The sequence below is a fragment of the Streptomyces ficellus genome (assembly GCF_030406405.1).
Classification (GTDB): domain Bacteria; phylum Actinomycetota; class Actinomycetes; order Streptomycetales; family Streptomycetaceae; genus Streptomyces; species Streptomyces ficellus_B.
Genome location: NZ_JAUEPL010000003.1, coordinates 43,829 through 68,538 on the forward strand (window position 1 = coordinate 43,829; position 24,710 = coordinate 68,538).

The 24,710-nt window shown below is 72.4% G+C and carries 23 protein-coding genes; 11 read left to right on the forward strand and 12 right to left on the reverse strand.

Features of this window, described 5'->3' with window-relative positions; genetic code table 11:
* Positions 1-73 precede the first annotated feature (73 nt).
* Positions 74-1,762, forward strand: a complete 1,689-nt coding sequence (locus QWM81_RS02940; RefSeq protein WP_290109845.1) for a class I adenylate-forming enzyme family protein — start codon at positions 74-76, stop codon at positions 1,760-1,762.
* On the opposite strand, the gene QWM81_RS02945 is transcribed toward QWM81_RS02940, so the two are convergent.
* Complete coding sequence (locus tag QWM81_RS02945) at positions 1,735-3,015, reverse strand: M6 family metalloprotease domain-containing protein (protein WP_290109846.1); 1,281 nt, start codon at positions 3,013-3,015, stop codon at positions 1,735-1,737. The two genes, QWM81_RS02940 and QWM81_RS02945, sit on opposite strands and share 28 nt — an antisense overlap.
* Positions 3,016-3,282: 267 nt before the next feature.
* Here QWM81_RS02945 and QWM81_RS02950 point away from each other — a divergent pair, with 267 nt between their 5' ends.
* The 4 genes from QWM81_RS02950 to QWM81_RS02965 all read left to right on the forward strand — a co-directional run bounded on the left by QWM81_RS02950 (position 3,283) and on the right by QWM81_RS02965 (position 6,960).
* Positions 3,283-3,951 carry a TetR/AcrR family transcriptional regulator gene (locus tag QWM81_RS02950; RefSeq protein ID WP_290109847.1) on the forward strand — a complete coding sequence of 223 codons (669 nt, stop codon included), beginning with the start codon at positions 3,283-3,285 and terminating at the stop codon, positions 3,949-3,951.
* A 349-nt stretch (positions 3,952-4,300) separates the two neighbouring features.
* On the forward strand, positions 4,301-5,206 hold the full coding sequence (locus QWM81_RS02955) for a LysR family transcriptional regulator (RefSeq protein WP_290109848.1): 906 nt from the start codon (positions 4,301-4,303) through the stop codon (positions 5,204-5,206).
* Positions 5,207-5,323: 117 nt separating this feature from the next.
* On the forward strand, positions 5,324-5,875 hold the full coding sequence (locus QWM81_RS02960) for a cysteine dioxygenase family protein (RefSeq protein WP_290109849.1): 552 nt from the start codon (positions 5,324-5,326) through the stop codon (positions 5,873-5,875).
* Positions 5,875-6,960 carry a YeiH family protein gene (locus QWM81_RS02965; protein ID WP_290109850.1) on the forward strand — a complete coding sequence of 362 codons (1,086 nt, stop codon included), beginning with the start codon at positions 5,875-5,877 and terminating at the stop codon, positions 6,958-6,960. Before QWM81_RS02960 ends, QWM81_RS02965 begins: the two co-directional genes overlap by 1 nt.
* Before the next feature lie 150 nt (positions 6,961-7,110).
* On the opposite strand, the gene QWM81_RS02970 is transcribed toward QWM81_RS02965, so the two are convergent.
* Together QWM81_RS02970 and QWM81_RS02975 are read right to left on the reverse strand one after the other, a co-directional pair.
* Positions 7,111-7,626 carry a MarR family winged helix-turn-helix transcriptional regulator gene (locus QWM81_RS02970; protein ID WP_290109851.1) on the reverse strand — a complete coding sequence of 172 codons (516 nt, stop codon included), beginning with the start codon at positions 7,624-7,626 and terminating at the stop codon, positions 7,111-7,113.
* Positions 7,627-7,692: 66 nt separating this feature from the next.
* Positions 7,693-8,214 (reverse strand): GNAT family N-acetyltransferase, encoded by a 522-nt coding sequence (locus QWM81_RS02975; RefSeq protein WP_290109852.1) that lies wholly within the window; start codon positions 8,212-8,214, stop codon positions 7,693-7,695.
* Positions 8,215-8,362: 148 nt separating this feature from the next.
* Here QWM81_RS02975 and QWM81_RS02980 point away from each other — a divergent pair, with 148 nt between their 5' ends.
* A complete protein-coding gene (locus tag QWM81_RS02980) occupies positions 8,363-9,364 on the forward strand; it encodes a sigma-70 family RNA polymerase sigma factor (protein ID WP_290109853.1) in 1,002 nt (333 codons plus the stop codon).
* Positions 9,365-9,554: 190 nt separating this feature from the next.
* On the opposite strand, the gene QWM81_RS02985 is transcribed toward QWM81_RS02980, so the two are convergent.
* Positions 9,555-10,511 (reverse strand): helix-turn-helix transcriptional regulator, encoded by a 957-nt coding sequence (locus tag QWM81_RS02985; RefSeq protein ID WP_290109854.1) that lies wholly within the window; start codon positions 10,509-10,511, stop codon positions 9,555-9,557.
* A gap of 62 nt (positions 10,512-10,573) precedes the next feature.
* On the opposite strand from QWM81_RS02985, the gene QWM81_RS02990 reads away from it, so the two are divergent.
* The 4 genes from QWM81_RS02990 (at position 10,574) to QWM81_RS03005 (ending at position 16,156) form a co-directional block, all read left to right on the forward strand.
* A complete protein-coding gene (locus QWM81_RS02990; RefSeq protein WP_290109855.1) occupies positions 10,574-12,115 on the forward strand; it encodes an MFS transporter in 1,542 nt (513 codons plus the stop codon).
* Positions 12,116-12,272: 157 nt separating this feature from the next.
* The gene (locus QWM81_RS02995; protein WP_290109857.1) at positions 12,273-13,034 is read left to right on the forward strand and encodes a DeoR/GlpR family DNA-binding transcription regulator; all 762 of its coding nucleotides are present in this window, start codon (positions 12,273-12,275) and stop codon (positions 13,032-13,034) included.
* On the forward strand, positions 13,031-13,969 hold the full coding sequence (pfkB, locus tag QWM81_RS03000; protein WP_290109858.1) for a 1-phosphofructokinase: 939 nt from the start codon (positions 13,031-13,033) through the stop codon (positions 13,967-13,969). Before QWM81_RS02995 ends, pfkB begins: the two co-directional genes overlap by 4 nt.
* A gap of 12 nt (positions 13,970-13,981) precedes the next feature.
* Complete coding sequence (locus QWM81_RS03005) at positions 13,982-16,156, forward strand: PTS fructose transporter subunit IIABC (protein WP_290109859.1); 2,175 nt, start codon at positions 13,982-13,984, stop codon at positions 16,154-16,156.
* Positions 16,157-16,204: 48 nt separating this feature from the next.
* Here the strand turns inward: QWM81_RS03005 and QWM81_RS03010 are convergent, their stop codons facing one another.
* Both QWM81_RS03010 and QWM81_RS03015 read right to left on the reverse strand, forming a co-directional pair.
* Complete coding sequence (locus QWM81_RS03010; RefSeq protein WP_290110040.1) at positions 16,205-16,936, reverse strand: DUF6227 family protein; 732 nt, start codon at positions 16,934-16,936, stop codon at positions 16,205-16,207.
* A 195-nt stretch (positions 16,937-17,131) separates the two neighbouring features.
* Positions 17,132-18,160 carry a P1 family peptidase gene (locus QWM81_RS03015; protein ID WP_290109860.1) on the reverse strand — a complete coding sequence of 343 codons (1,029 nt, stop codon included), beginning with the start codon at positions 18,158-18,160 and terminating at the stop codon, positions 17,132-17,134.
* A gap of 106 nt (positions 18,161-18,266) precedes the next feature.
* On the opposite strand from QWM81_RS03015, the gene QWM81_RS03020 reads away from it, so the two are divergent.
* Positions 18,267-18,596, forward strand: a complete 330-nt coding sequence (locus QWM81_RS03020; RefSeq protein ID WP_435372313.1) for a hypothetical protein — start codon at positions 18,267-18,269, stop codon at positions 18,594-18,596.
* Between the two features lie 10 nt (positions 18,597-18,606).
* Here QWM81_RS03020 and QWM81_RS03025 read toward each other — a convergent pair whose 3' ends face one another.
* The 6 genes from QWM81_RS03025 to QWM81_RS03050 form a co-directional block, all read right to left on the reverse strand.
* Positions 18,607-19,125 carry a large conductance mechanosensitive channel protein MscL gene (locus QWM81_RS03025; RefSeq protein ID WP_290109861.1) on the reverse strand — a complete coding sequence of 173 codons (519 nt, stop codon included), beginning with the start codon at positions 19,123-19,125 and terminating at the stop codon, positions 18,607-18,609.
* A 72-nt stretch (positions 19,126-19,197) separates the two neighbouring features.
* A complete protein-coding gene (locus QWM81_RS03030; protein WP_353938273.1) occupies positions 19,198-19,689 on the reverse strand; it encodes a CpaB family protein in 492 nt (163 codons plus the stop codon).
* 336 nt (positions 19,690-20,025) lie between these two features.
* The gene (locus tag QWM81_RS03035) at positions 20,026-20,889 is read right to left on the reverse strand and encodes an S-methyl-5'-thioadenosine phosphorylase (protein ID WP_290109864.1); all 864 of its coding nucleotides are present in this window, start codon (positions 20,887-20,889) and stop codon (positions 20,026-20,028) included.
* A gap of 101 nt (positions 20,890-20,990) precedes the next feature.
* Entirely contained in the window at positions 20,991-21,332 is a 342-nt protein-coding gene (locus QWM81_RS03040) for an FmdB family zinc ribbon protein (protein WP_290109865.1), read from the reverse strand.
* Positions 21,333-21,400: 68 nt separating this feature from the next.
* Complete coding sequence (locus QWM81_RS03045; protein ID WP_290110042.1) at positions 21,401-22,630, reverse strand: MFS transporter; 1,230 nt, start codon at positions 22,628-22,630, stop codon at positions 21,401-21,403.
* Between the two features lie 437 nt (positions 22,631-23,067).
* On the reverse strand, positions 23,068-24,588 hold the full coding sequence (locus QWM81_RS03050) for a potassium/proton antiporter (protein ID WP_290109866.1): 1,521 nt from the start codon (positions 24,586-24,588) through the stop codon (positions 23,068-23,070).
* Positions 24,589-24,710 lie beyond the last annotated feature (122 nt).

Sequence of the window (24,710 nt, forward strand, 5' to 3'; positions counted from 1 at the left end):
ACCTTGACGGAGTGGTGGTGGGGCGCATAGCGTCGGGCGCAGGGGCTGAGCAAGTGCTTAGGAAGAGGCGAGGGTGCCGCACACCGATCCGTCCACGTCGACGTATCCGTCCGCGTACGACCGGCTGACCGCGCCCGGGGCGCCCTTCGCGGTGGTGGCCGGGGAGGACGGGCGGGCCGTGTATGCCCAAGGGCCGCGCACCTTGCGGGAGTTCGTGGAGGTCACCTGGGGGTACGGTGAGCGGCCGTTCCTCGTGGGGGAGCACCGGGCGTACACGTACCGGGAGTTCTTCGCCGTGGCGTGCGCGCTCGCCCGGCGGTTCACCGAGGTGTACGGGCTGCGGCCGGGTGACCGGGCCGTCATCGCCATGCGGAACCATCCCGAGTGGCAGATCGCCTTCTGGGCGGCCCAGTTGGCGGGCCTGGTGGCCGTGCCGCTGAACGCCTGGTGGACCGAGGACGAGTTCGCGTACGCCCTCGACGACTGCCGGCCGCGTGTCCTGCTCGTGGATGGGGAGCGGGTCGGGCGGGTGCGGGACTGGGCCCGGAAGGCGGGCGTCCCGGGCGTGGTCTTTCACGGGGACGGGGAGGCGGAGGAGGGGTTCGAGCGGTACGAGGACCTGCCGGCCGCCGACCCCGCGCTCGGGCCGCCGGACGTGGACGTACGGCCCGAGGACGACGCCACCATCATCTACACGTCCGGCACCACCGGGCGCCCCAAGGGTGCGGTGGCCACGCACCTCGCGCAGGCCGGGGCCGCGATGAACCCCCGCTTCCACGCCGCCGTCGCCGCGCTGGAGCGCGGGGAGATCCCCGGGCAGGGGCCGGCGCCCGTGTCGCTGACGACGTTCCCGTTCTTCCACGTGGCCGCGTTCACCTCGTTCTACGCGGTGATGGCGGCGGGCGGCACGCTGGTGCTGATGCGCAAGTGGGACGCCGCGAAGGCGCTGGAGCTGATCGACCGGCATGGCGTGACGCATTACGCCGGAGTGCCCACGACCGCGCTGCAGTTGCTGGACGCGGCGCAGGACACGGGGCTCGGGACGCTCACCCACCTCAGTACCGGTGGCGCCGCCGCCCCGCCCGGCCTCGTCGCGCGCTGCCCGCAGGGCGTCGAGGCGCGCAACGGGTACGGGCTGACCGAGACGAGCGGCGGGGTCCTGGCCGCCTTCGGGGAGGCCTACCGCGCCTTCCCCGGCAGCGTCGGGCGGCCCACACCCGTCACCGAGGTGCGCGTCGCCGCCCCGGACGGGCGGGCCCTGCCCGAGGGCGAGGTCGGCGAGCTGTGGCTGCGCGGCCAGTCCCTGTGTCGCGGCTACTGGGAGGACCCGGAGGCGACCGCGGCGGCGTTCACGCCCGACGGCTGGTTCAGGACCGGCGACCTCGCGACCGTGCGCGAGGGGCGGGTCAGCGTGGTCGACCGGCTCAAGGACATGGTGATCCGGGGCGGCGAGAACGTGTACTGCGTGGAGGTCGAGGCCGCGCTCCACGACCACCCGGACGTGGCGGACGCGGCCGTGCTCGGAGTGCCCCACCCCGTACTGGGCGAGGAGGTCGCCGCCGTGGTGCGCCTGCGGGCGGGGGCCCGGGCCGGGACGGGCGCCGACGAGCTGCGGGCGCATGTGGCGCGCAGGCTCGCGGCCTTCAAGGTGCCGGCCCACGTCCTGGTGCAGGACGGGCCGCTGCCGCGCAACGCGACGGGCAAGGTGCTCAAGCGGGAGCTGCGGGAGGACGTTCAGGCGCGGGTGACGCGGACCCGGTAGGAGCCCGACTCGCGGTCCTCGGACAGCACGGTGATGTGGACGCCGCTCTCGGGGTCGGTGAACGACTCGCCGGGGCGGTACGGGGCGTCCGACAGCTCCGCGTGCACATTCGGGCGGCGCGTGCAGCCGCCGCTGCCGCGGTCGCTGTCGGCGACGGTGACCGGGCCGTTGCCGGTGTCCACGTCGGACTGGACGTGGTAGATCAGCACGCCCGGCTCGCACACCGCCTCGTCGTTGCCGTCCCGGGTGCGGACCTCCACCGCGTACCCGGACTCGGGCGTCAGCGGGATGAAGGCGAGCTTGGGGCCGCCCTTGGTGGCCAGCGGGGTGAGGGTGTACTCGCGGCTGCCGGACGTGGCGGAGCAGCGCACCTGGTCGTCGTCGAGCCAGCCCAGCTTCCACTTGTGCCAGCCCAGCAGGTCGTTGTTGGCCCCCCAGTCCTCCGACATGATGTCCCAGTGCCCCACCGCGCCGCCGCCCTCGGCCGTGTACAGGTCGGGCAGGCCGAAGACGTGGCCGTTCTCGTGCGGGAGGACCCGGTAGCCCGTCTCGTGGTAGGAACCGGAGCCGTCGTCCTGGCGGCTGTAGATGAAGGACGTGTTGGCGACGGGCGAGCCGTCCGCGTGCGGGGCCTCGCCGTTGCCGGAGAAGGTGACGGACAGGACGGTGTCCAGCGCCGAGGGGCCGGCGTTCGGCGTGACCAGGACGTTGACCAGGTCGTACGCTCTGAAGTCGACCTTCGGGTCGGCGGCCGCCACGATGTCCTGGACGAGCTGGCGGTAGCCCGGTTCGTACGGTGAGCCGCGCTCGATCCCGTACGAGGCGAATGGCATCGGCATCCGCAGCCAGTCGCGCAGCGGGGCCTCGGGGCGGTAGCTGAGCCGCCCGTAGGAACTGGTGCGGAACCAGTCGGTGGTCTGCGGGAAGAACTCGGCGAACCGGTTCATCGCCGGTCCTTCACCGCGGGCGTCCGGGAAGTCGATCATCAGGGTGAGGGCGCGGACCTTGCCCGTCGAGCGGGCGTAGCCCGGCGCCGTGGGTATGCCTTCCGACAGCTGTACGCCGAGAGGCGAGGCGATCCGGCAGGGCGCGAGCGCCGATTCTTCGTCGGTGGAACGGGCGGATATGGGGCCTGCCGAGGCGCGGGTCGGGTCCGGGAGGGTGGAGCTGGCCGTGGCCAGGCCGGTTATGAGGAGGGTGGTGGCCGCCCCGAAGGCGACCGGTCTGCGTATCCGCCGGCGGGTCTGCTCCATGCGCGCTGATCGCCTTCGGTCCGCGGCAGCCGGCCGGATCCGGACTGCTCTCCTGTCCGATCAGCCTCAGCCGGGTGGTGCGTGGGCGCGCGCCGGATGAGCCCGTTCGGGCGTTTCTTCGCCGAAGAGGCGTGATGCGGGTCACAGGCAGTGAGGGAGATAACCGGGGATGGGCTCCCCGGTTACGACTGTGTCGCCGACAAGCGGGGAAGTCGTCCCCGCTTCACCGGTGCGTGCGATCGACAGGAACAGGAAAGGGAGTGGGCCGTGACCAGCCCCGCCGACACCGCGGCACACCGTGCCCCCCGGACGGGGGCGTCCCGCCCTCGGGCGGACGCCCTGCGCAACCGGGAGCGGATCCTGACGGCGGCCCGCGAGATGTTCGTCGAGATCGGGCCCGACGTCCCGTTCGACGACATCACCCGCCGGGCCGCGGTCGGCAACGCCACGCTCTACCGGCACTTCCCCGACCGCGCGGCCCTCATCCACGAGGTCGTCCTCTCCGTCATGTCCCGCACCACCGAACGGGCCCTCGAAGCGGCCGCCGAGGAGGCCGACGCCTTCCAGGCGCTGCGCCGCTTCACCCACGCCGCCGCCGACGAGCGCATCGGCGCCCTGTGCCCGATGCTCTCCGGCGCCTTCCACAGGGACCACCCCGAACTGGACGCCGAGCGCACCCGGCTGGAGCAGGCCGTGGTGGCCCTCGTCGACCGGGCACACGCGGCGGGCCGGCTGCGCCCCGACGTCGCCGTCGGCGACCTGCTCGTCGCCCTGTCCCAGCTCACCCGACCCCTGCTGGGCACGGCCTGCCCGGACATCGACCGGTTCGTCCACCGCCATCTTCAGCTGTTCCTCGACGGCCTGGAGGCGCCCGCGCGCTCCGAGCTGCCCGGCGCGGCCGCGACCCTGGAGGACCTGCGCCGCACGCCGCGGTGACGCCGTAAGCCGCAAGCCGCAAGGGGTAAGGCCGGTGAGCCGTGGCCGTAAGGCCGGTAAGCGGTAAGGCCGGTGAGCCATCGGCCGTAAGGCGGTGACGATCGCGTTCGCGCTCATCAACACCGGCCGTCCCGGGCGCCGGTTGGCATCCGGTCGCCGGGGGTGCCGGTGCCACCGGGGGTGGTCACGGTGTCGAGGGCGGGGACGGGGGCGAGGACCAGGTGATGATTCCCGTCGCCGCGCACTGACGCACCAGCTGAGCCGAGGGGGTGCGTTCCCCGCCAGGGTCCTCGATAACCTGGCGGGGAACGCATCTTTTCGTACCCCAATTCCCGCTTATGCTTCAGCTGTGTTCGATTCCCGGTACATCAAGACCTTCCATGAAGTGGTCAGGACCGGTTCCTACACGGCGGCCGCCCGCTCCCTCGGCTACACCCAGCCGGCCGTCAGCCAGCAGATGAAGGCCCTCGAACGGGACGTCGGCACAGCGCTGTTCACCCGTGTCGGGCGCGGCCTGCGGCTGACCGAGGCCGGCCAGGCGCTCACCCGGCACACCGGGGCGATCCTCGACAGCCTGGCGGCGGCGCAGCAGCAGATCGACGCCATCGCGCGGTTGCGCTCAGGCCGCGTACGAGTCTGTGCCTTCCCCAGCGCCGGGGCGACGATACTGCCCGACGCGATGGCCCGCATGGCGGCCGAACACCCCGGCATCCGGGTCGAGTTGGTGGAGAGCGAGCCGCCCGACTCACTGCGCATGGTCGCCCGGGGCGAGTGCGACGTCACCCTCGCCTTCAGCTATCCGGGGCTCCGGGTCGACGTCCCCGACGAACTGGAGGAGTTCAAGCTCCTGGAGGACCCGCTGACGGTGCTCCTGCCCACCGGGCACCCACTGGCCCGCCGCAAGGCCGTGCACCTGGCGGACCTGGCGCACGAGCGGTGGATCGCCGGCTGCGGCCGCTGCCGCGCCAACTTCCTGCACGCCTGCGCCGAGGAGGGGTTCACCCCCGACGTGGCGTGCACGACGGACGACAACCTGGTGATGCAGAGCCTGGTCGCGGCGGGCGTCGGCATCGCGATGGTCCCCTCGCTCGTGCTGTCGTTCCTGTGCCACGCGAAGGTCACCGGACGGATCGTCGAGCCGCACACCCGTCGCCAGGTGTACGCGTACGTGCTCCGCGACCACCTGCGCATACCGGCCACCTCGCTCGCACTTGACGCGATCGTCGCGGCGGCGGAGGCGAAGGTGGGCTGCTGAGCGAAGGTGGGCTGCTGATGGGTTGCTGAGCCGGGCGCTGACTCATTAGGTGTCCTTGGGGACCCGGCAACGAACCCTCCTTGGACGCCGAGGGCCTGTCCGCCGGACCCTCCCGTCATGACGACCACCCCCCTCCCCACGGCCAACCCCCGCCTGCGAGCCCTGGTCGCCGACTTGCGCGACGCCGTGGACCGCGGCCTGCCGCCCGGGACGACCGCCCGGCTCGTGGCCGAGCGCCTCGCCCCGCACCTCGGCGCCCCCGACCTGCTGACCGCCGCCCAGTGCGAAGGCGACCCCGCGCGCTACCGCCAGCACGTGCTGCACGCCGAGCCCGACGGCGGCTTCTCCGTCGTTGCCCTGGTCTGGCTGCCCGGCCAGGCCACGACCGTCCACGACCACGTCTCCTGGTGCGTGACCGGCGTCCACCGGGGCGAGGAGCACGAGCGCCGCTTCGCCCTCGTCCCGGACGGTACGTCCGCGCGGCTGGTCGCCACCCAGGACGTGGTCAGCCGAGCGGGAGAGGTCGCCGCCTTCGCGCCGCCGGGCGACATCCACCTCGTACGCAACGGGGGCGACGACACGGCCGTGTCGCTCCACGTGTACGGCGCCGACATCACGCGGCTGGGCACCAGCATCCGGCGGGTGTACCGGCTGCCGGTGGACGCGTGATGGCCCTCATCGGCTCGCGTGCGACCGCGCGGACGGCTACGGGTGAGACCGCGCGAACAGCTACAGGTGTGACCGTGCGGACGCGCACGCCGCCCGCGCGTCCGTCGCCGCTCCCCGGGCTCGTGCTCGCCGCCGCCGGGGTGGGCGCCGCCTGGCTCGTGCACCTCGCCGTGCCCGCCGTCCCCATGCTCACCGCCGCCGTGGTCCTGGGCGTCGCCGCCGCGCACGCGCCGTGGCTGCGCACCCGAATACGCGGCCGTTGCCGCGCCGGGCTCACCCTGGCCGCCAAGCGCCTGATGCGCGTCGGCGTCGTCCTCCTCGGGCTGAAGCTGAGCCTGTCCGACGTCCTGGGGCTCGGCTGGCGCACGGTCGCCATGGTGCTCGCCGTCGTGGCCGCCACCTTCTGCGGTACGTGGTGGCTGGGGCGCCGCATCGGGCTGCCGGGGGACCAGCCGCTGCTCATCGCGACGGGGTACTCGATCTGCGGCGCGTCCGCCATCGGGGCGGTGAGCGCGGTGCGCGGCAGCGACGAGGACGACGCCGCCACGTCGGTCGCCCTGGTGACCCTGTGCGGCACGCTCGCCATCGCCGTACTGCCGCTGCTGCACATGCCGTTGGGCCTCACCGACGCGCAGTTCGGGCGGTGGGTGGGGGCGGGCGTGCACGACGTGGGCCAGGTGGTGGCCGCCGCGCAGACCGCCGGGCCCGCCGCGCTGGGCGAGGCCGTGCTGGTCAAGCTCCTGCGCGTGGCGCTGCTGGCCCCGCTGGTGGCCGGGCTGGTGGTGGCCGGGCGGCGCCGGGGGCGTACCGCGCGGGACGGTCACCGTCCGCCGCTGGTGCCGCTCTTCGTCGCCGGGTTCCTCGCGATGGTCGCCCTGCGCACCACGGGACTGGTGCCCGCGCCGGCCCTGGCCGCCGCCGGGACGGCCCAGGAACTCCTGCTCGCCGCCGCCCTGTTCGGCCTCGGGAGCGCGGTTCACCTGCCGACGCTGTCGCGGACCGGGGCGCGGGTCGCGGCGCTGGGGCTCACCGCCTGGGTGATCGTGGCGGGGGCCTCGTACGCGGGCGTGCTCCTGACGACCTGACGCGGCCAGGCCCAGGGCGACCTGACGCAGTCGGAGGCGATCCATCTCAGCCAGGGCCAGGGGGTCCAGCGCAGCCACGGCCAGGCGACCACCCAGCGCAGCCGGGCCCAGGGGCGACCCAGCGCAACCGGGGCCGGGGCCGGGGACGGGCTAGCGCAGCCAGGGCAGGTCGGCGTCCGGGCCGGACGGCTGGAGGCCCTCCGCCATCACCCGCATGATCTCGCCCAGTTCTTCCACCTGCTCCGGGCTGAGCCGGTCGAAGATCGCCTGGCGTACGGCCGCGACATGGCCGGGCGCGGTCCGCTTCAGCACCTCGTACCCCTCGTCCGTCAGGTGGGCGTTCTGGCCGCGCTTGTCGGAGGGGCAGTCCTCGCGGCGTACCCACCCGTACTTCTCCAGGCGGGCGACGGCGTGCGACAGCCGGGACCGGGTGATCTTGGCGTCCTTGGCGAGCTCCGTCATCCGCTTGCGGCGGCACGGGGCCTGCGAGAGCTGGACGAGCAGGCCGTAATAGATGTGCGGCATCCCGGCGTCGCGCTGGAGCTGGCGGTCGAGGTGGTCCTCCAGGAGCGTGGTGGCGTGCAGATACGCACGCCAGACGCGCTGCTCCTCGTCGCTGAGCCAGCGCGCCCGGTCGCCGCCGCCGCCGTTCGATGCCGTATCCATGTATCCCACACTACGGCTGTGACATGGGGCTCTTGAAATTTAAAAGAGCTTCAGTGGGGCACGCGGTCAGAGTGTCTTCTCGTACCAGGCCACGTCCCAGTACCGCCCGAACTTGCGGCCCACCTCGCCGAAGGTGCCCACGTGCCGGAAGCCGAAGCGGGTGTGGAGGCGTACGGAGGCGTCATTCGGCAGGGCGATCCCGGCGTACGCGCGGTGCACGTCCTCATCTGCGAGGACCTCGAAGAGGCGCTCGTAGAGCAGCGTGCCGATGCCGCGCCCGGCCGCCTCCGGGGCGAGGTAGGCGCTGACCTCGACGGAGGTGGAGTACGCGGGCCTCGCCCGGAAGGGGCCGGAGGTGGCGTACCCCAGAACCCTTCCGGCATTCCGGACATCGCGAGCAACCAGCAAGCGGTGCGGGCCGTCTTCCGGATGGGAGCGCAGCCAGGGGCGCCGCTGTTCGGGGGCGAAGGGGACGGTGTCGAATGTGATGGCGGTCTCACGGACGTAGTGGTTGTAGATGTCCGTGAGGGCCGTGAGGTCACCTTCCGCGCCTGGCCTGACCTGCACCTCTTCTTTACCGTGCGGCATCCGTCCTCCCAGGGTGGCGGGACAGGGTACTGCAAGATCACGGAAATCGACGGGCGGCATGGGAATTCTGTCCGGATTCCAGTCGTTGTTTCCGTCGGATGCAGGGCACCCGGGAGGGTGTCGCGACCTACTCAGCAAGGGAGCTCGCATGGCAACCCGTGCCGTCGCTCGTCGTCAGTCCGGCACCAGTGGGACCACCGACAGGGCAAGCAGCGTTCGCGCCGTGGGCGGGGAGATCGCCGACCGCGACCTGGTCGGCATGTACCTCGACGAGATCGCGCGCACGCCCCTGCTCGACGCCGCCAAGGAGGTCGAGCTGTCCCAGATCATCGAGGCGGGTGTGTACGCCCGGCAGATCCTGGACGGTGAGGTGGACTCCGACGCCGCCGGCGCGTCCCGAGAGGAACTGGAGCGTCTGGTCGCCGAGGGCGAGCGTGCCAAGGACATCTTCATCCGCTCGAACCTGCGCCTGGTCGTAGCGGTGGCCCGCCGCTACCCGCGCAGTGGCCTGCCGCTGCTCGACCTCATCCAGGAGGGCAACGCGGGCCTGGTGCGGGCGGTCGAGAAGTTCGACTACACCAAGGGGTTCAAGTTCTCGACGTACGCCACGTGGTGGATCCGTCAGGCCATCACGCGGTCGATCGCCGACCAGTCGCGCACCATCCGGCTCCCCGTCCACCTGGTGGAGGAACTGGGCCGCATCCGCCGCGTGCAGCGCGAGTTCAACCGCGAGCACGGGCGCGATCCGGAGCCCGCGGAGATCGCCGCCGAGCTCGGCTCCAACCCGGAGCGGGTCATCGACGTCCTGGACTGGGCGCGTGACCCCGTCTCGCTGAACATGTCGGTGGACGACGCCGGCGAGACGCAGTTCGGCGACCTCCTGGAGGACACCTCCGCGGTGTCGCCGGAGCAGTCCGTGCTGACGCTGCTGCGCAGCGAGGAGCTGGACGACCTGATCGGCAAGCTCGACAACCGTACGGCCTCGATCATCCGCATGCGGTACGGCATCGAGGACGGCCGTGAGCGGACGCTGACCGAGGTCGGCAAGGAGCACGGCCTGACGCGCGAACGCATCCGCCAGATCGAGAAGCACGCCCTGCTCGAACTGAAGCGCATGGCCCGCGACACGGGCTTCGACGCGGCGGCGTAAGCGTCGTAAGGGTCGTCCGGCGACGGTGGCCCGGGGTGGTTGCCCGGGGCGGGTCCCCGGGGCGATGGCCCCCGGGACCCCGCTCGCGGCCGTGTCGCCGCGCGTGCGGCCGGCTCGGGAAGGGGCGGCTCCGGAGGGCCGGCTCCCGAAGGGGTGGCCGGGGGCCCATGGGCCCATGGGCCCGTGAAGCCTAGGGCACCGCGCGGGACAGGCGGGCGCCCAGATCCGCGACGTACGACACGAGCGCGTCCGGGCCGTGGACGGTGAACTCGCAGTCGGCCAGCGCCAGCCGCAGCGCCAGGTACTCGACGGAGTCCGCCGAGCGGGTGCGCAGCCGGCAGGTGTCCGGGCCCGTCGGCGCCGGGGCGAGCGGCGCCGGCAGGCGGGCCGTCACGAACTCCGCGGGCGCCGCGAAGGTGACGTCCACCTCCTGCTCGGGCTGCGCACGCGTCACCGAGTGGGCCAGCAGCTGCGCCGCGTCACCCGCCGGCAGGTCGCGCGGGGTGAACCGGGCACCGGTCGGGAAGGGCTCGCCGACCCGGTCGACACGGAACGTACGCCAGTCCTCCCGCTCCAGGTCGTACGCCACCAGGTACCACCGGTGGCCGGTCGAGACGAGGCGGTACGGCTCGACCTGCCGCCTGGTCTCCGTGCCGTCGCCCGCGCGGTAGCCGAACCGCACGCGCTCATGGCCGGTGACCGCCGCCGCGAGCGCGGTGAGCGTCGAGGGTGCGACGGTCGCGCCGTCACCGCGCGTGAGCGGGATCGTCGCGTTCTGGAGGGTGGAGACCCGGTGCCGCAGCCGGGACGGCAGGACCTGCTCCAGTTTCGCCAGCGCCCGTACGGCCGCCTCCTCCACACCCTCGATGGCGTGCCCGGCCCCCGCCCGCAGCCCGACCGCGATCGCGACCGCCTCCTCGTCGTCCAGGAGCAGCGGCGGCATCGCGGCGCCCGCCACCAGCCGGTAGCCACCGACCGCGCCCCGGGTGGCCTCGACCGGGTAGCCCAGGTCGCGCAGCCGGTCGACGTCGCGGCGGATCGTACGGGGACTGACGCGGAGGCGTTCGGCCAGCTCGCTGCCCGGCCATTCGCGCGGCGTCTGCAGGAGCGACAGCAGATTGAGGAGTCGTGCCGGAGTGTCCGTCATGTGTCCAGGATGCGCGCCCTATAGGACATGACCTGTCCTATAGGGCGACTAGTTTTCCGTCCATGACCTCCACCACCCCACAAGCAGCGGGAACAGACGCCGACCGGCGGCGATGGCTGGCACTGGCCATCGTGATGACGGCCGCGTTCATGGACCTCGTCGACGTGACCATCGTCAACATCGCCATCCCGAGCATCGAGCGCGACCTGTCGGCGTCGTTCGGCGCGATCCAGTGGATCACCGCCGGTTACGCGCTGGCGTTCGCGGCCGGGCTCATCACCGGGGGGCGCCTGGGCGACATCTACGGCCGCAAGCGGCTGTTCCTCGTCGGCATCGCCGGCTTCACCGTCGCCTCAGCGCTCTGCGGCTTCGCCGCCAGTCCCGAGATGCTGGTCGCCTCGCGTCTGCTCCAGGGCGCGATGGCGGCGATGATGGTGCCGCAGGTGCTGGCGATCATCCATGTGACGTTCCCGCCGCACGAGCGCGGCAAGGTCTTCGGGATGTTCGGCGCGGTCGTGGGGCTCGGCGCGGTCTCCGGGCCGCTGCTGGGCGCGCTGCTCACCCAGTGGAACCTCTTCGGGCTTGAGTGGCGGCCGATCTTCCTGATCAACCTGCCGGTCGGCGTCGCCGGGCTGATCCTCGGGCGCGCGTTCATCACCGAGTCGCGCGCCGACAAGGCGCTCCGCCTCGACCTGGTCGGCGTCGCGCTGGTCACGCTGGGTCTGCTGATGCTGATCTACCCGCTGACCCGCGGCCGTGAGCTGGACTGGCCGCTGTGGGGCCATGTCTGCATGGTCGGCAGCCTGCTGGTGTTCGGCGCGTTCGTCGCGTACGAGAGGTACAAGACGCGCAAGGACGGCTCGCCGCTGGTCGAGCTGTCGCTGTTCCGGGTCAAGAGCTTCGCCGCCGGTATCGCCGTACAGCTCACCTTCGGTGTCGTGATGGGCGTGTTCTTCCTGGTCTGGACGCTGTACATGCAGGTCGGGCTCGGCTGGAGCCCGCTCAGGGCGGGCCTGACGGGCGTGCCGTTCTCGATCGCCGTGTCGGTGGCCGCGGGGCTGTCCGTACAGCTGCTGGTGCCGCGCTTCGGGCGCAAGGTGCTCCAGGCGGGCGCGCTGACGATGGCCGCCGGAGTGCTCCTCTACATCTGGGAGGCGGGCCGGTACGGCACGGCCATCCACTCCTGGCAGATGGTGCTGCCGCTGGTCGTGATGGGTGTGGGCATGGGCCTGATCGTGGCGCCGCTGACCGACGCGGTGCTGTCCGATGTGCCGCGTGAGCACGCCGGTTCGGCGTCGGGGCTCATCAACACCACGGGGCAGATGGGTACGGCACTGGGCCTCGGGCTGGTGTCGGTGGTCTTCTTCGGGGCCATCGACGAGGAGCGGCTCGCGCCCGCCCGGGTCGGCGAGGCGTTCGCGGAGGCCTTCCAGGGCGCGCTGTGGTGGGTCGTGGCGGTGCTCGTGGTGATCTTCCTGGTGATGTTCGCGCTGCCGGTACGCCCCAAGCAGCACCTGGAGGGTGGTACGGGCGGTGCGGGCGGTGCGGGCGGTGCCGGCGGTACGGCTGACGCGCCCGAGGCGGAGCCCGTGCTCACGCGCTGAGACCACTCGGGCGCGGTACGGAGGAGTAACGGCCCGGCTCCGGGGAAATCCCCGGAGCCGGGCCTTCCGGTTGCCCGAGTCTGTTTACTTCTCCGCAAAGCAGTCGTAGCCTGCTGTTGAAACAACAGGTTCGGGCATTGAACGGACGTAAACCCACATGTACGCACCGGAGCGCCAGCAGCTGATCCTGCGCCTCGCCCGCGACAGCGGCCGGGTCGATGTGCTCTCCCTGGCCGAGCACTTCCAGGTCACGGCGGAGACGATCCGGCGCGACCTCAAGGCCCTGGACCGCGCCGGGCTCGTCCGCCGGGTGCACGGCGGCGCCATCCCGGCGGGGCGGCTGGACTTCGAACCCGACCTCGCCGAGCGCGAGTCCACCGCCGCCGACGAGAAGGACCGCATCGCGCGCGCCGCACTCGCCGAGCTGCCCGAGGACGGCAGCGTCATCCTCGACGCCGGCTCCACGGTGGCCCGGGTGGCCGCCGCACTGCCCCCGGAGTGCACGCTCACCGTCGTCACCCACGCCCTGCACGCCGCGTTCCGCCTCGCCGATCACCCGGGCATCGCCCTGCACCTGGTCGGCGGACGCGTCCGGCACCGCACCCGCGCGGCCGTCGACGCCTGGGCGCTGCGGGCGTACGGGCAGATCCGCGCCGACGTCACCTTCGTCGGCGCCAACGGGTTCTCGCTCCGGCACGGGCTCACCACCCCCGACCTCGCCGAGGCCGCCGTCAAGCGGGCCATCGTCGCCGCCGGGCGACGCGTGGTGCTGCTCGCCGACTCCGCCAAGCACGGCAAGGAGCACTTCGCCCGGTTCGGCGACCTGACCGACGTCGACCTGCTCATCACGGACACCGGGCTCAGCCCCGAGGACGCGGCGGCCATCGAGGCGGCCGGAACGGAAGTCGTACGCGCATGATCCTGACCGTCACCCCCAACCCGTCCCTGGACCGTACGTACGAGGTGCCGGCACTGGAGCGCGGCGAAGTGCTGCGCGCCACCGGCGAACGCATGGACCCGGGCGGCAAGGGCGTCAACGTCTCCCGGGCCGTGGCGGCGGCCGGGCACCGTACCGTCGCCGTCGTCCCGCTGGGCGGCGCGCCCGGCGCGCTCGTCGCGGAGCTGCTGGCCGACGAGGGCATCCAGGTGGCGCCCGTCCCGCTGAAGGGACACACCCGGTCCAACATCGCGGTCGCCGAACCGGACGGCACGCTGACGAAGATCAACGCGCCGGGGCCGCGGCTGAGCCCCGTGGAATCCGAGGCCATCTTGTCGATGGTCGGCGCGTACTCACCCGCCGCCGACTGGATCGCCTGCTGCGGCAGCCTGCCGCGCGGCCTCGGGCCCGAGTGGTACGCCGACCTCGTCACCCGCGCGCACGGCCATGGATCCCGCATCGCCCTGGACACCTCCGGCCCGTCGCTGCTGGCCGCGCTGCGGGCCCGGCCCGACGTGGTCAAGCCCAACGCCGAGGAGCTCGCCGAAGCGGTCGGCCGCCCCCTCACCACGCTGGGCGACGCGGTGAAGGCGGCGGAGGAGCTGCGCCAGGCGGGCGCCGGCGCCGTGCTCGCCAGCCTGGGCGCCGACGGCCAGCTGCTGGTCTCCGCCGCGGGCGCCTTCTACGGGTACGCCGCCGTCGGCGCCGTACGCAGCAACGTCGGTGCGGGCGACGCCTCCCTGGCGGGCTTCCTCGCGGCCGGCGGCGAAGGCCCGGCCGCGCTGGCGGCGGCGGTCGCGCACGGCGCGGCGGCCGTGCAACTGCCGGGCAGCGAAATGCCGACCCCCTCCGATCTGGACCCGTCCGCGGTCACCGTGACCGCCGACATACCCCTCGACCGAGACTTGAGCGAGTAAAGGGAGCCCGCGATGAGCGACATGATCACCGCGGACCTGGTCGATCTCGACCTGGCCGCGAACACGAAGGAAGCGGCGGCCCGTTCGCTCGCCGAGCGCATGGTGACGCTGGGGCGGGTGACCGACCTGGAGGGCTTCCTCGCCGATGTGGCGGCGCGGGAGGCGCAGATGCCGACCGGCCTGGACGGCGGCATCGGCATCCCGCACTGCCGCAGCGCGCATGTCACCGAGCCCACGCTCGCCTTCGGCCGCTCGGCCGCGGGTATCGACTTCGGCGCGGCGGACGGCCCGGCGGACCTGATCTTTCTCATCGCCGCCCCGGCGGGCGCGGACGACGCACACCTGACGATCCTGTCCTCCCTGGCCCGCCGCCTGATGGACACCGACTTCACGTCGGCGCTCCGGACGCTGACGGACCCGGCGGAGGCAGCCGCACTGATCCGCGGCGACACGCCGCAGCAGCCGCAGCCTGCTCGGGCGGCGACGGCGGCTGCGGCGACGGCGGCCCCGGCGGGTACGGCGACGGCGGCCCCCGCTTCCGAAGCGGAACGCCCGGTCGCGGCTGCGGGTTCCGGTGCGCCTGCGGCCCCGGCGGGTTCCGGCCCCGAGAGCCCCGCCCCGGCGGTGCCCTCCGGTGGGACGCCTTCCGGCGCGGAGAGCCCCGCCGCCGGGGAACCGGGCGCAATCCCCGCCGATGGGGGACCGGAACCGTTCCGGATCGTGGCCGTCACGTCGTGCCCCACCGGGATCGCCCACACCTACATGGCGGCCGAGTCCCTGGAGAACGCCGGGCGGGCCGCCGGAGTCGAGGTGGCCGTCGAAACGCAGGGCTCCGCCGGGTTCACCCGGCTCGACCCCGCCGTCATCGACGCCGCCGACGGCGTGATCTTCGCTCATGACGTCCCGGTCCGCGAGAAGGAGCGGTTCGCCGGGAAGCCCACCGTCGACGTCGGCGTCAAGGCCGGGATCAACCGGGCCGCCGACCTGATCACCGAGGTGCGCGGCAAGGCCGCACGCGGTGAGGTCACCGACCACGCCAAGGGCGGCGGCACCCCCGTCGAGCGCGCGGGCGAACCCGGTGAGGGCTACGGCACCAAGCTGCGCAAGTGGCTGATGTCCGGCGTCAGTTACATGGTCCCGTTCGTCGCCGCCGGCGGTCTCCTCATCGCCCTCGGCTTCGCCATCGGCGGCTACACCATCAACAAGGCCCCTTCCGTCGCCGAGCACTTCGCGTGGGGGCAGGCCGACAGCTGGGCGGCGCTGCTGTTCCAGGTCGGCGGCCTGGCGTTCAGCTTCCTGGTGCCCGTCCTCGCCGGATACATCGCGTACGGCATGGCCGATCGCCCCGGCCTCGTCCCCGGCTTCGTCGGCGGCGCCGTCGCGCTCAGCATCAACGCCGGGTTCCTCGGCGGCCTGGCCGCCGGCCTGATCGCCGGTGGGGTGGTGATGGGTATCCAGCGGCTTCGGGTCCCCGCGCCGCTGCGCGGCATCATGCCCGTGGTGGTCATCCCGCTGATCTCCTCGATCGTCGTCGGCTTCCTGATGTTCCTGGTGATCGGCAAGCCGATCGCCTCCCTCCAAAGCGCGCTGACCGACTGGCTGTCGGGTCTGTCCGGCGCCAACGCGATCGTGCTGGGCGTGATCCTCGGCCTGATGATGTGCTTCGACCTGGGCGGTCCGCTCAACAAGGTCGCGTACACCTTCGCCATCGGCGGTCTGGCCAGCCCCAACGAGGGTTCCCTCAAGGTCATGGCCGCCGTGATGGCCGCCGGCATGGTCCCGCCGCTGGCGATGGCCCTGGCCACGGTGGTGCGGGCCAAGCTGTTCACCAAGGCCGAGCGGGAGAACGGCAAGGCGGCCTGGGTGCTCGGCGCCTCGTTCATCACCGAGGGCGCGATCCCCTTCGCCGCGGCCGACCCCCTGCGGGTCATCCCTTCGGCGATGGTGGGCGGCGCGGTCACCGGCGCCCTGTCGATGGCGTTCGAGTGCACGCTGCGCGCGCCCCACGGCGGGATCTGGGTGGTCCCACTGATCGGCAACCCGTTCCTCTACCTGGTCGCGATCATCGCCGGCACCCTGGTGAGCGCCGGACTGGTGATCGTCCTCAAGGGCCACGCCCGCAGGGCAGCCGTCCCCGCCCCGGTGGACGAGCCGGAGACCTCCGGGAAGGTCGCCGTCGCGGCCTGACGACGGCGACCGGCGGGAGGCCGGCCGACGACGGCGGCGGCTGAAGCGTCAGCGCACCCGCGCGCGGAGCTCCATCGCTTCGCGCGCGGTGTGCTCGTCCTCGTACACCTCGCACATGTGGCGGCCGTCCGGCGTCGCCGTGTGCTCCACCTCCCAGACGCTCATCTCGCTGCCGTCCAGCAGCAGGAACGCGTGCTCGTACAGCGTGAACCCCGCGTCCTTGCCCGCCACGCTGCGCTGCCGCCCGAAGACCTGCCTGATGTGGTGGGCGAAGGCGCCCCGCAGCCGCGCCGCCACCGCGTCACCCGGCCGGTCCTCGTTCTCCGCCCGGCGCAGCACCCGGCGCGCATGGTCGGCGGAATCCTCCGGCACGTACCTCCGGGGCGCCGGGACCACCGGCCGGGCCAGCAGCGCGCCCAGCAGCTCATAGTCGGCGTCCAGGTCGTCCTGGTCGGGCTCGGGCGGGCCCACGGGCAGACGCGAGGCCGCCAGCCGGACCTCCGCCTCCTCCGTATACAGCTCGTGCTGGTCACGGCCGTCCCGCCCGGTGTTGTGCACCAGCTCCCACAGGGTCAGCGACGAGCCGTCCGCCAGCAGGTACGTATGCCGGTACGTCGCCCGGTGGAGCGCCGCGCTGTGGTGCGACGAATGCAGCGAACTGGCGTGCGCCAGCGCGGAGTCCAGTCGCTCGACCAGCGCGTCGGGCAGGTCGAAGGAGTTGAGCGCCCGCCCCATGAGGCGCTCGACATGCATCTCGGTCGTTTCGTACGGGTAGTCCAGGCCGCTCGGATCGATCGGATGGATCGGATCGATCGGCTCGTTGGGAACGTTCAAGAGGGGTCTCCAGGCCGTCGCCGCGTGTCACTCGATGCTTGCTTAAGGTAGTGCCTGGGTCTGACAACGCGTCCGGCTTCGACAAAACGAAGGGCGCGCGGGGCGAGTTCCCACGCGCCCCCAACCGCGGTGCTCCGCCCCTCAGTCGAGCCGGTACAGCTCACGGTACGAGGGGAAGTCGCCGCCCGGCCCGGACACCGACCCGGCGGCCAGTACCGCCCGGACGATCGCCCTGGTCACGACGGATGCCCCGGCCGCCAGCACCTCGTTCAGCGCCAGCGGACCGCCCGCTTCCGGCAGGGGCCGCTCACCCGTGGCGAGGGTGAACACCGTGTCGCCGTCGTTGAGCAGATGCACCGGCCGTACAGCGCGCGCGATGCCGTCGTGCGCCGTCCCCGCGAGCTTCTGCGCCTGCGCCCGGGTCAGGTCGGCGTCCGTACCGACCACCGCGAGGGTGGTGTTCAGCGGCGGCCAGTCGTTGCGCTCCAGCGCCTCGGCCAGCCGCCGGGCCGCCGCGGCGTGCACCTGGGGGTCCGGAAGCGCCACGGGCCCGTCGCCGTACGCCCCGTACAGCGCCCCCGTCAGCGGATCGACCGCCGAGCCCACGGCGTTGGCCACCACCAGCGCGCCGACGGTGATCCCGGACGCCAGCACCGTACTGGCCGTACCGACACCCCCTTTCATCCCGCCGATCACCGCGCCCGTACCGGCTCCGACAGCCCCGCACTCCACCGGTGCGCGCGGCCCCGTCGCGTCCGCCGCCTCCACCGCCGCCCGCCCCGTGGCCGCGTCCGGGCGCGCCCTCCAGTCGCCGCCCCGGCCCAGGTCGAACACGCACGCCGCCGGCACGACCGGCACCACCTGCGACGGGTCGGGACCCACGCGCACGCCGCGCCCCCGCTCCTCCAGCCACGCCATGACCCCGGCGGCCGCCTCCAGCCCGTACGCGCTGCCGCCCGTCAGGACCACCGCCTCGATGCGCTGGACCAGGTTGCGCGGGTCCAGCGCGTCGGTCTCGCGGGTGCCGGGCCCACCGCCCCGCACGTCCACGGCCGCTACCGCGCCGCCCTCCGGCGCGAGGACGACGGTGGTGCCGCTCAGGGCGCGCTCACCCAGCACGCGGGCATGGCCCACCCGCAGTCCGGCCACATCCGTCAGTGCGTCATTCATCCCTCTTGCGTATCACGGGCCGCGCGCCCGGCGGCCCCGCCGACCGCCGCCACGGGTGTGGCCGACCGCCTCGAACGACCGCTGATTTCCGGCGTACGCTGAGGGTATGAGCACCGCCCCCACCCCCGGACCGCGCGATGCGAAGGCCGAATCAGCGCCTGAGGAAGAGAAGAATCCACACAATCCGGAGAACCTGAAGAGTCCAAGCAGTCCGGACGATCCGAGCAGTCCGCAGAGCAGTCCGCAGAGCACTCCGAACAGCCCGGACGGGCCGGAGAGTCCCAAGAAGAGGAAACCGGCGCTGATCTTCGACGATCCGCTGGACCAACAGTCCGCGGACGATACGGGCCGTGGGTGGGGTGAGCGGCCTCCCGTCGGCGACAGCGCCGCCGACCTCGCGCGTTTCCTTGACGAGAAGCCGCCGCACCACCTCTGAGCCGGCGGCCTTACGGGGTGCCGCGCCCCGAGCCCCCGCGCTGTGAGACGAGGGCGTCGCGGATCTCCTTGAGCACCTCCAGCTCGGTGACTTCCAGGGTTTCCTCCACGCCCTTCTTCTGCTTCTCCAGTGCCGCGCGCCGCGCCAGGTACTTGGCCATGGGCAGCACCATCAGGAAGTAGACGATCGCCGCGGTGATGAGGAAGCTGAGCGTGGCGCTGAGCACCGAGCCCCACAGGATTGTGACGCCGCTGACGACCTCCCCACTGGCGTTCACCTCGCACGGGCCCTTCAGGCAGGCCCGGTAGCCGTCCAGGTTCTGGGTGCCGAAGGCGCCGACGATCGGGCTGATCACTCCCTTGACGATCGCGTTCACGATGTTGGTGAACGCGGCGCCGATGACCACCGCGACCGCCAGGTCGATCACGTTCCCGCGCATGAGGAAGGCCTTGAAGCCCTCCAGCAAGCTCTGATTCTTCTCCTGGCTCACCACGGTGCCTTTCGTCGCATGTGCAGTTGGCGGAGCCATTAGGCCGTGCGCCGCACACCACCGTCCAATCCGTGCACAGCGAAAGGGGACGTGACAGGCAAACGGTGCGGCTCAGCACAGGGTCACCGCCAGGCGGGACGTCGCACCCGCGCCGGCCAGCACCGCCGCGGTGGCACGCGGGACGGAGAGGACGACCAGCGCTCCACCCTCCGCGGAGGCCTCGGGTGCCCGCGGCACCTCGGCGACACGCACGCCCCCGGCCACCACCCGGGCCTTCGTCCCCTCACCGGACGCCGGGTCGGGTGCGGCGATCACATCCACCCGGTCTCCCGGCCTCAGCAGCCGTACCGTCGCCCCGTCCGCGATCCGCACCGGGGCGGACACCCACTCCATCGGCTTCCGCTCCTGCTGTGGCGCCGCGGCGGCCCGTGGCGCGCCCGTGTCGGCGAGCCCGCCGGCCCCCGAAGCGGCAAGCGCGGCCGCCGTCATGGCGAGCCCCGCCGCCATCGCCCGCCGCCTCCGCCGCAGGGCGCGCCGCAACCGGTGCCGCCCGCCGCGCACGCGCAGCGGTGCGAACTGCGGCACCCCGCACGGCTCGGGCACCGGAGAAACGAAGGGGGAAGCAGCGGAAGGAACCGCAGGAGGATCAGAGGGAGAAGAGCCAGCGGGAGAGGAACCAGAGGGAGAGGAACCAGAGGGAGAGGAACCAGAAGGAGAGGAACCAGAAGGAGAGGAACCAGAGGGATAAGAAGCGGAGAACGAGAGGGACGCCATGGCAACCACCGCCTGCCGTGAGAGACCGGATCGAGAAGCAGCTCCGCCGGCTCTTCCGCCGACGTGCCTCACGATCCCGCGTCCCCGCCGATCCCGCTCGTGCCTGTGGATGACCACCGGCATGTGGAAAACCCGCTCACCCGCCGGGGTGACCACCCGCCACGATCACGGCAGTTCGATCCCCAGGTCCCAGCCGTCGTGCACCCGCGTGCACAGGCACGAACGGCTCTCGGTCTCGGGCAGCGCGGCGACCGCGTCGAAGAGCACCTCGCGCAGCCGTCCCACGTTCTCGCCGAACACCCGCAGCACCTCGGTGTGCGAGACGCCGTCGCCCGTCTCCGCGCCCGCGTCCAGATCCGTGACCAGCGCCATCGACGTGTAGCAGAGCCCCAGCTCGCGGGCGAGCAGCGCCTCGGGGTGCCCGGTCATGCCCACCACCGACCAGCCCATCGCGGCGTGCCACTGGGACTCGGCCCGGGTCGAGAAGCGCGGGCCCTCTATGACCACCATGGTCCCGCCGTCCACCGCCTCCCAGCCCCGGCCGTGCGCCGCGGCCAGGGCGACCTTGCGGCCGTCGGGGCAGTAGGGGTCGGCGAAGGAGGTGTGCACGACGTTCGGCACGGTGCCGTCCGGCAGCGGCTCGCCGTCGAAGAACGTCTGCGTGCGCGCCTTCGTACGGTCCACCAGCTGGTCCGGTACCAGCAGCGTGCCCGGTCCGTACTCCGGCCGCAGCCCGCCCACCGCGCACGGCCCCAGCACCTGCCGTACGCCGGCCGAACGCAGCGCCCACAGGTTGGCCCGGTAGTTGATCCGGTGCGGCGGCAGATGGTGGCCGCGCCCGTGCCGGGGCAGGAACACGACCCGCCGCCCGGCCAGCTCACCGAAGAACAACGAGTCGCTCGGGCTGCCGTACGGGGTGGTCACCTCGACCTCGGTCACGTCCTCCAGGAAGGAGTAGAACCCCGAGCCGCCGATGACCCCGATGTCCGCGCCGTTCCCTGCGTTCCCTGCGTTCCCTGCGTTCGCCATGCGGCTCACCCTAACGGGGCCCGGATATGCCGAGGACCCCGCCGTGGGAAACGGCGGGGTCACGGAAAGTGGATCAGGCAAAGCGGACCGGGGAGAGCCGATCAGGCGGCGGTGCTGGAGCTTCCGGCCGTGCTCGACGTCGCGGACTTGGCCTTCGCATCCGAGGACGAGGAGCCCGACGACGAGGAGTCCGAGGACGAGCTGGACGCGCTCGACGCGGCGGATCCGTTCGCCGGCTTCGATGCGGGCGTGCTGCTCGACGACGAACCGCGGCTGTCGTTGCGGTAGAAGCCGGAGCCCTTGAAGACAATGCCGACGGCGGAGAACACCTTCTTCAGGCGTCCCTGGCAGCTCGGGCACTCGGTCAGGGCGTCATCGGTGAACTTCTGCACCGCCTCGAGGCCCTCGCCGCACTCGGTGCACTGGTACTGGTAGGTCGGCACTTGTCTTCCTCCTGGCACTCTCACTCGATGAGTGCTAACGACAGTCCATACTGACGTATTCCGCTGGATCAGTCCACCGTCACCGGCACGCGGTGACCGACGCCACGTGCCACGGTCCGGCCCGCAGGGCGCGGAGCCAGCCGCGACCGGAGCGCCACCAGGGTGGTCAGCGCCAGGGCCGTGCCGGCCAGCGGTACCAGGAAACCGGCGCTCGCGCCGTATCCGTCCGCGAGCCGGCCGGACACCGTCACGGCGGCAGCCTGGCCCAGCGCCACGGCGCCGGTCAGCCAGGTGAACGCCTCGGTACGGGCGGACGCCGGCACCAGGGACTCGACCAGCGTGTAGCCGCTGATCAGGGCCGGCGCGATGCACAGGCCGACGACCAGGCCCAGGGCGCCGAGCAGGGCCACGGAGTGCACGGACCACAGCAGCGAGGCGGCCACGGTCAGTCCCGCGTACCCGAGGACCAGCCGGTGCCGGGGGCCGCTCTTCCAGGCGATGGCGCCGACGGCGAGGCCGGCCAGCATGTTGCCCGCGGCGAAGAGCCCGTACAGCAGGCCGTTCATGCCCGGCTGGCCGATCTCCTCGGTGAACGCGGTCAGCGAGACCTGCATACCGCCGAAGACCGATCCGATGCCCAGGAAGGCCACAGCCAGGACGCGCACGCCCGGCACGGACAGGGCGGAAACGCGCTCCACGCGCGCGTGGGCACCGGCGGCGTACCCGTGTGCGGGCTGAGTACCGCGCTGCGCGGCGAACAGCAGGCCGCCGGCCAGCGTCAGCGACGCTTCGGCGATCAGGCCGGCGGCCGGGTGGACGCCGGTGCACAGGGCGGTCGCCAGCACGGGGCCCACCACGAACGTGAACTCGTCCGTCACGGACTCGAAGGCCGCCGCCGTCGACATCAGCGGGGAGCCCTCCAGCTTCGCGGCCCAGCGGGACCGCACCATGGGCCCGACCTGCGGCACGGAGGCGCCGGTCGGCACCGCCGCCGCGAACAGGACCCACAGGGGGGCATCGGCCAGCGCCAGCGCCGTCAGCGCCGACACCGACACGGTGTGCACCAGTACGCCGGGGACCAGGACGGCACGCTGTCCGAAGCGGTCGGCGAGCTTGCCGCTCTGCGGCGCGAACAGGGCCATGGAGACACCGGTGAACGCCGCGACGGCGCCGGCGCTGCCGTACGAACCGGTGGTGTGCTGCACCAGCAGGACGATGCCGATGGTGAGCATCGCGAAGGGCTGCCGCGCCGCGAAACCGGGCAGCAGGAACGTCCAGGCGCCGGAAGTGCGCAGCAGCTGCCCATAGCCGGGACGCTTCCCGGAAGCCCCGGAAGCCCCGGAAGCCCCGGAAGCCCCGGAAGCCCCGGAAGCCCCGGACGACGCCGCCGCGCCGGATGACGCGGAAGCCCCGGTTGACGCCGGAGTCCCGGGCGTCGACGCCCCGGACGTCGAAGCGTCAGAAGTGACCGTGGATGCCACGGCCCGTGCCTTTCTGCCGCCTGGTAGCGCTCCCCTGGGTGTCGGGAGCCGCCGAGAGCTGTCCTCTTGCGCGGAACTGCGGTAGATGCCGGGCCCCACTCGGGAGGGGCGTCACCGGCCGCCATACGGTCGCGCCAGCTCTGCGTCAGGCAGAGTTGGTCGATCAGTGTGCCTTCATGATACAGGGGAGAGCGGGTGTGGTCCCTGTGAAATTGCCAATACGGGCGAGTCCACACCTCCGATTAACCGGACGTTCACCTTCCAGCGCCGCCGGTCCCCAGCCAGCCGGCCAGCTTGCCGCCCTGTCCGACCGCCCGCAGCCGCCTCTCGGCCGCGTCCCGCACCGGATCCGTCGCCACCACCAGCAGCTCGTCCCCGCGCCGCAGCACGGTCGTCGGCGCCGGTACGAAGCTGGTTCCGTCCCGTACGACGAGGGTGACGGCCGCCCCCTGGGGCAGCCGTAGCTCCGCGACCTCCACGCCGTGCATCTTGGAGCCCTCGGGGATGGCCACGGACAGCAGGTGCCCGCCGAGCCGCTCCAGGGGGGCCGATTCCACGCCCAGGTCCGCTGCCCCGGCCGAGTCGCCCAGCCGCAGCGCCCTGGCCAGCCAGGGCAGCGTCGGGCCCTGCACCAGCGTGTAGACGACCACCAGGATGAAGACGATATTGAAGATCTTCTTGCTGCCCTCGATCCCGGACACCATGGGGATGGTCGCCAGAATGATGGGCACCGCGCCGCGCAGCCCCGCCCAGGACATCAGCGCCTGCTCCTGCCAGGGGATCCGGAACGGCATCAGGCTCACGAAAACGGACAGGGGCCGCGCCACCGCCGTCAGCACCAGTCCGACCATCACCGCCGGCCAGAAGTCCTCGACCAGCTCGTGCGGGGTCACGAGCAGGCCCAGCAGCACGAACATGCCGATCTGGGCGATCCAGCCCAGCCCCTCGGCGAAACCGCGGTTGGCGGGCGCGTGCGGCAGCTTGGCGTTGCCCAGGACCACCGAGGCGAGATAGACCGCCAGGAAGCCGCTGCCGTGGGCCATGGCGCCGGCCGCGTACGCCACCACGGCGATGGCCATCACGGCGATCGGGTAGAGGCCGGAGGCGGGCAGGGCCACATGCCGCAGCCCGTACGAGCCGAGGAGGCCCACCGCCAGTCCGATGCCCGCGCCGATGGCCAGTTCCAGCACGATGGTGCCGAGCAGCGCGTACCAGGTGTCGACCGGACCGGCCGTCGAGAAGGCCACCACAAGGATCAGGACAGGGGCGTCGTTGAAGCCGGACTCCGCCTCAAGGGCGCCGGTCACGCGCGAAGGGAGGGGCACTTTGCGCAGGACGGAGAAGACGGCGGCGGCGTCCGTCGAGGAGACGACCGCGCCGATGATCAGCGACTGCCGCCATTCCAGGCCGACCAGGTAGTGCGCCGCCGTGGCGGTGACGCCCACGCTCACCGCGACGCCGGCGGTCGACAGCACGGCCGCCGCGGGCAACGCGGGTTTGATCTCCTTCCACTGGGTGCCCAGGCCGCCCTCGGCCAGGATCACCACAAGCGCGGCATAGCCGATCACCTGGGTCAATTCGGCATTGTCGAAGGCGACGTTGCCGATCCCGTCCTGCCCGATGGCGACCCCGATCCCGAGGTACAGCAGCAGGCTGGGGAGCCCGCTGCGGGACGAGACACGCACCGCCGCGACGGCGACGAGCAGCACGAGCGAGCAGATGAGCAGGAGTTCGTTGAGCTGGTGGACAGTCAGTGGCCGATCCTTTCCTGACATGCGTGCCGGATCATTCCAGCCGGCGGTACTTCGTTACCTTACCTAATCATTAACGGTTCCTTGACGTCGCCTCCGGACCCGCGGCCCTCTCGCGACGGCGCCCGGAAAGGCGCCCTTACTGA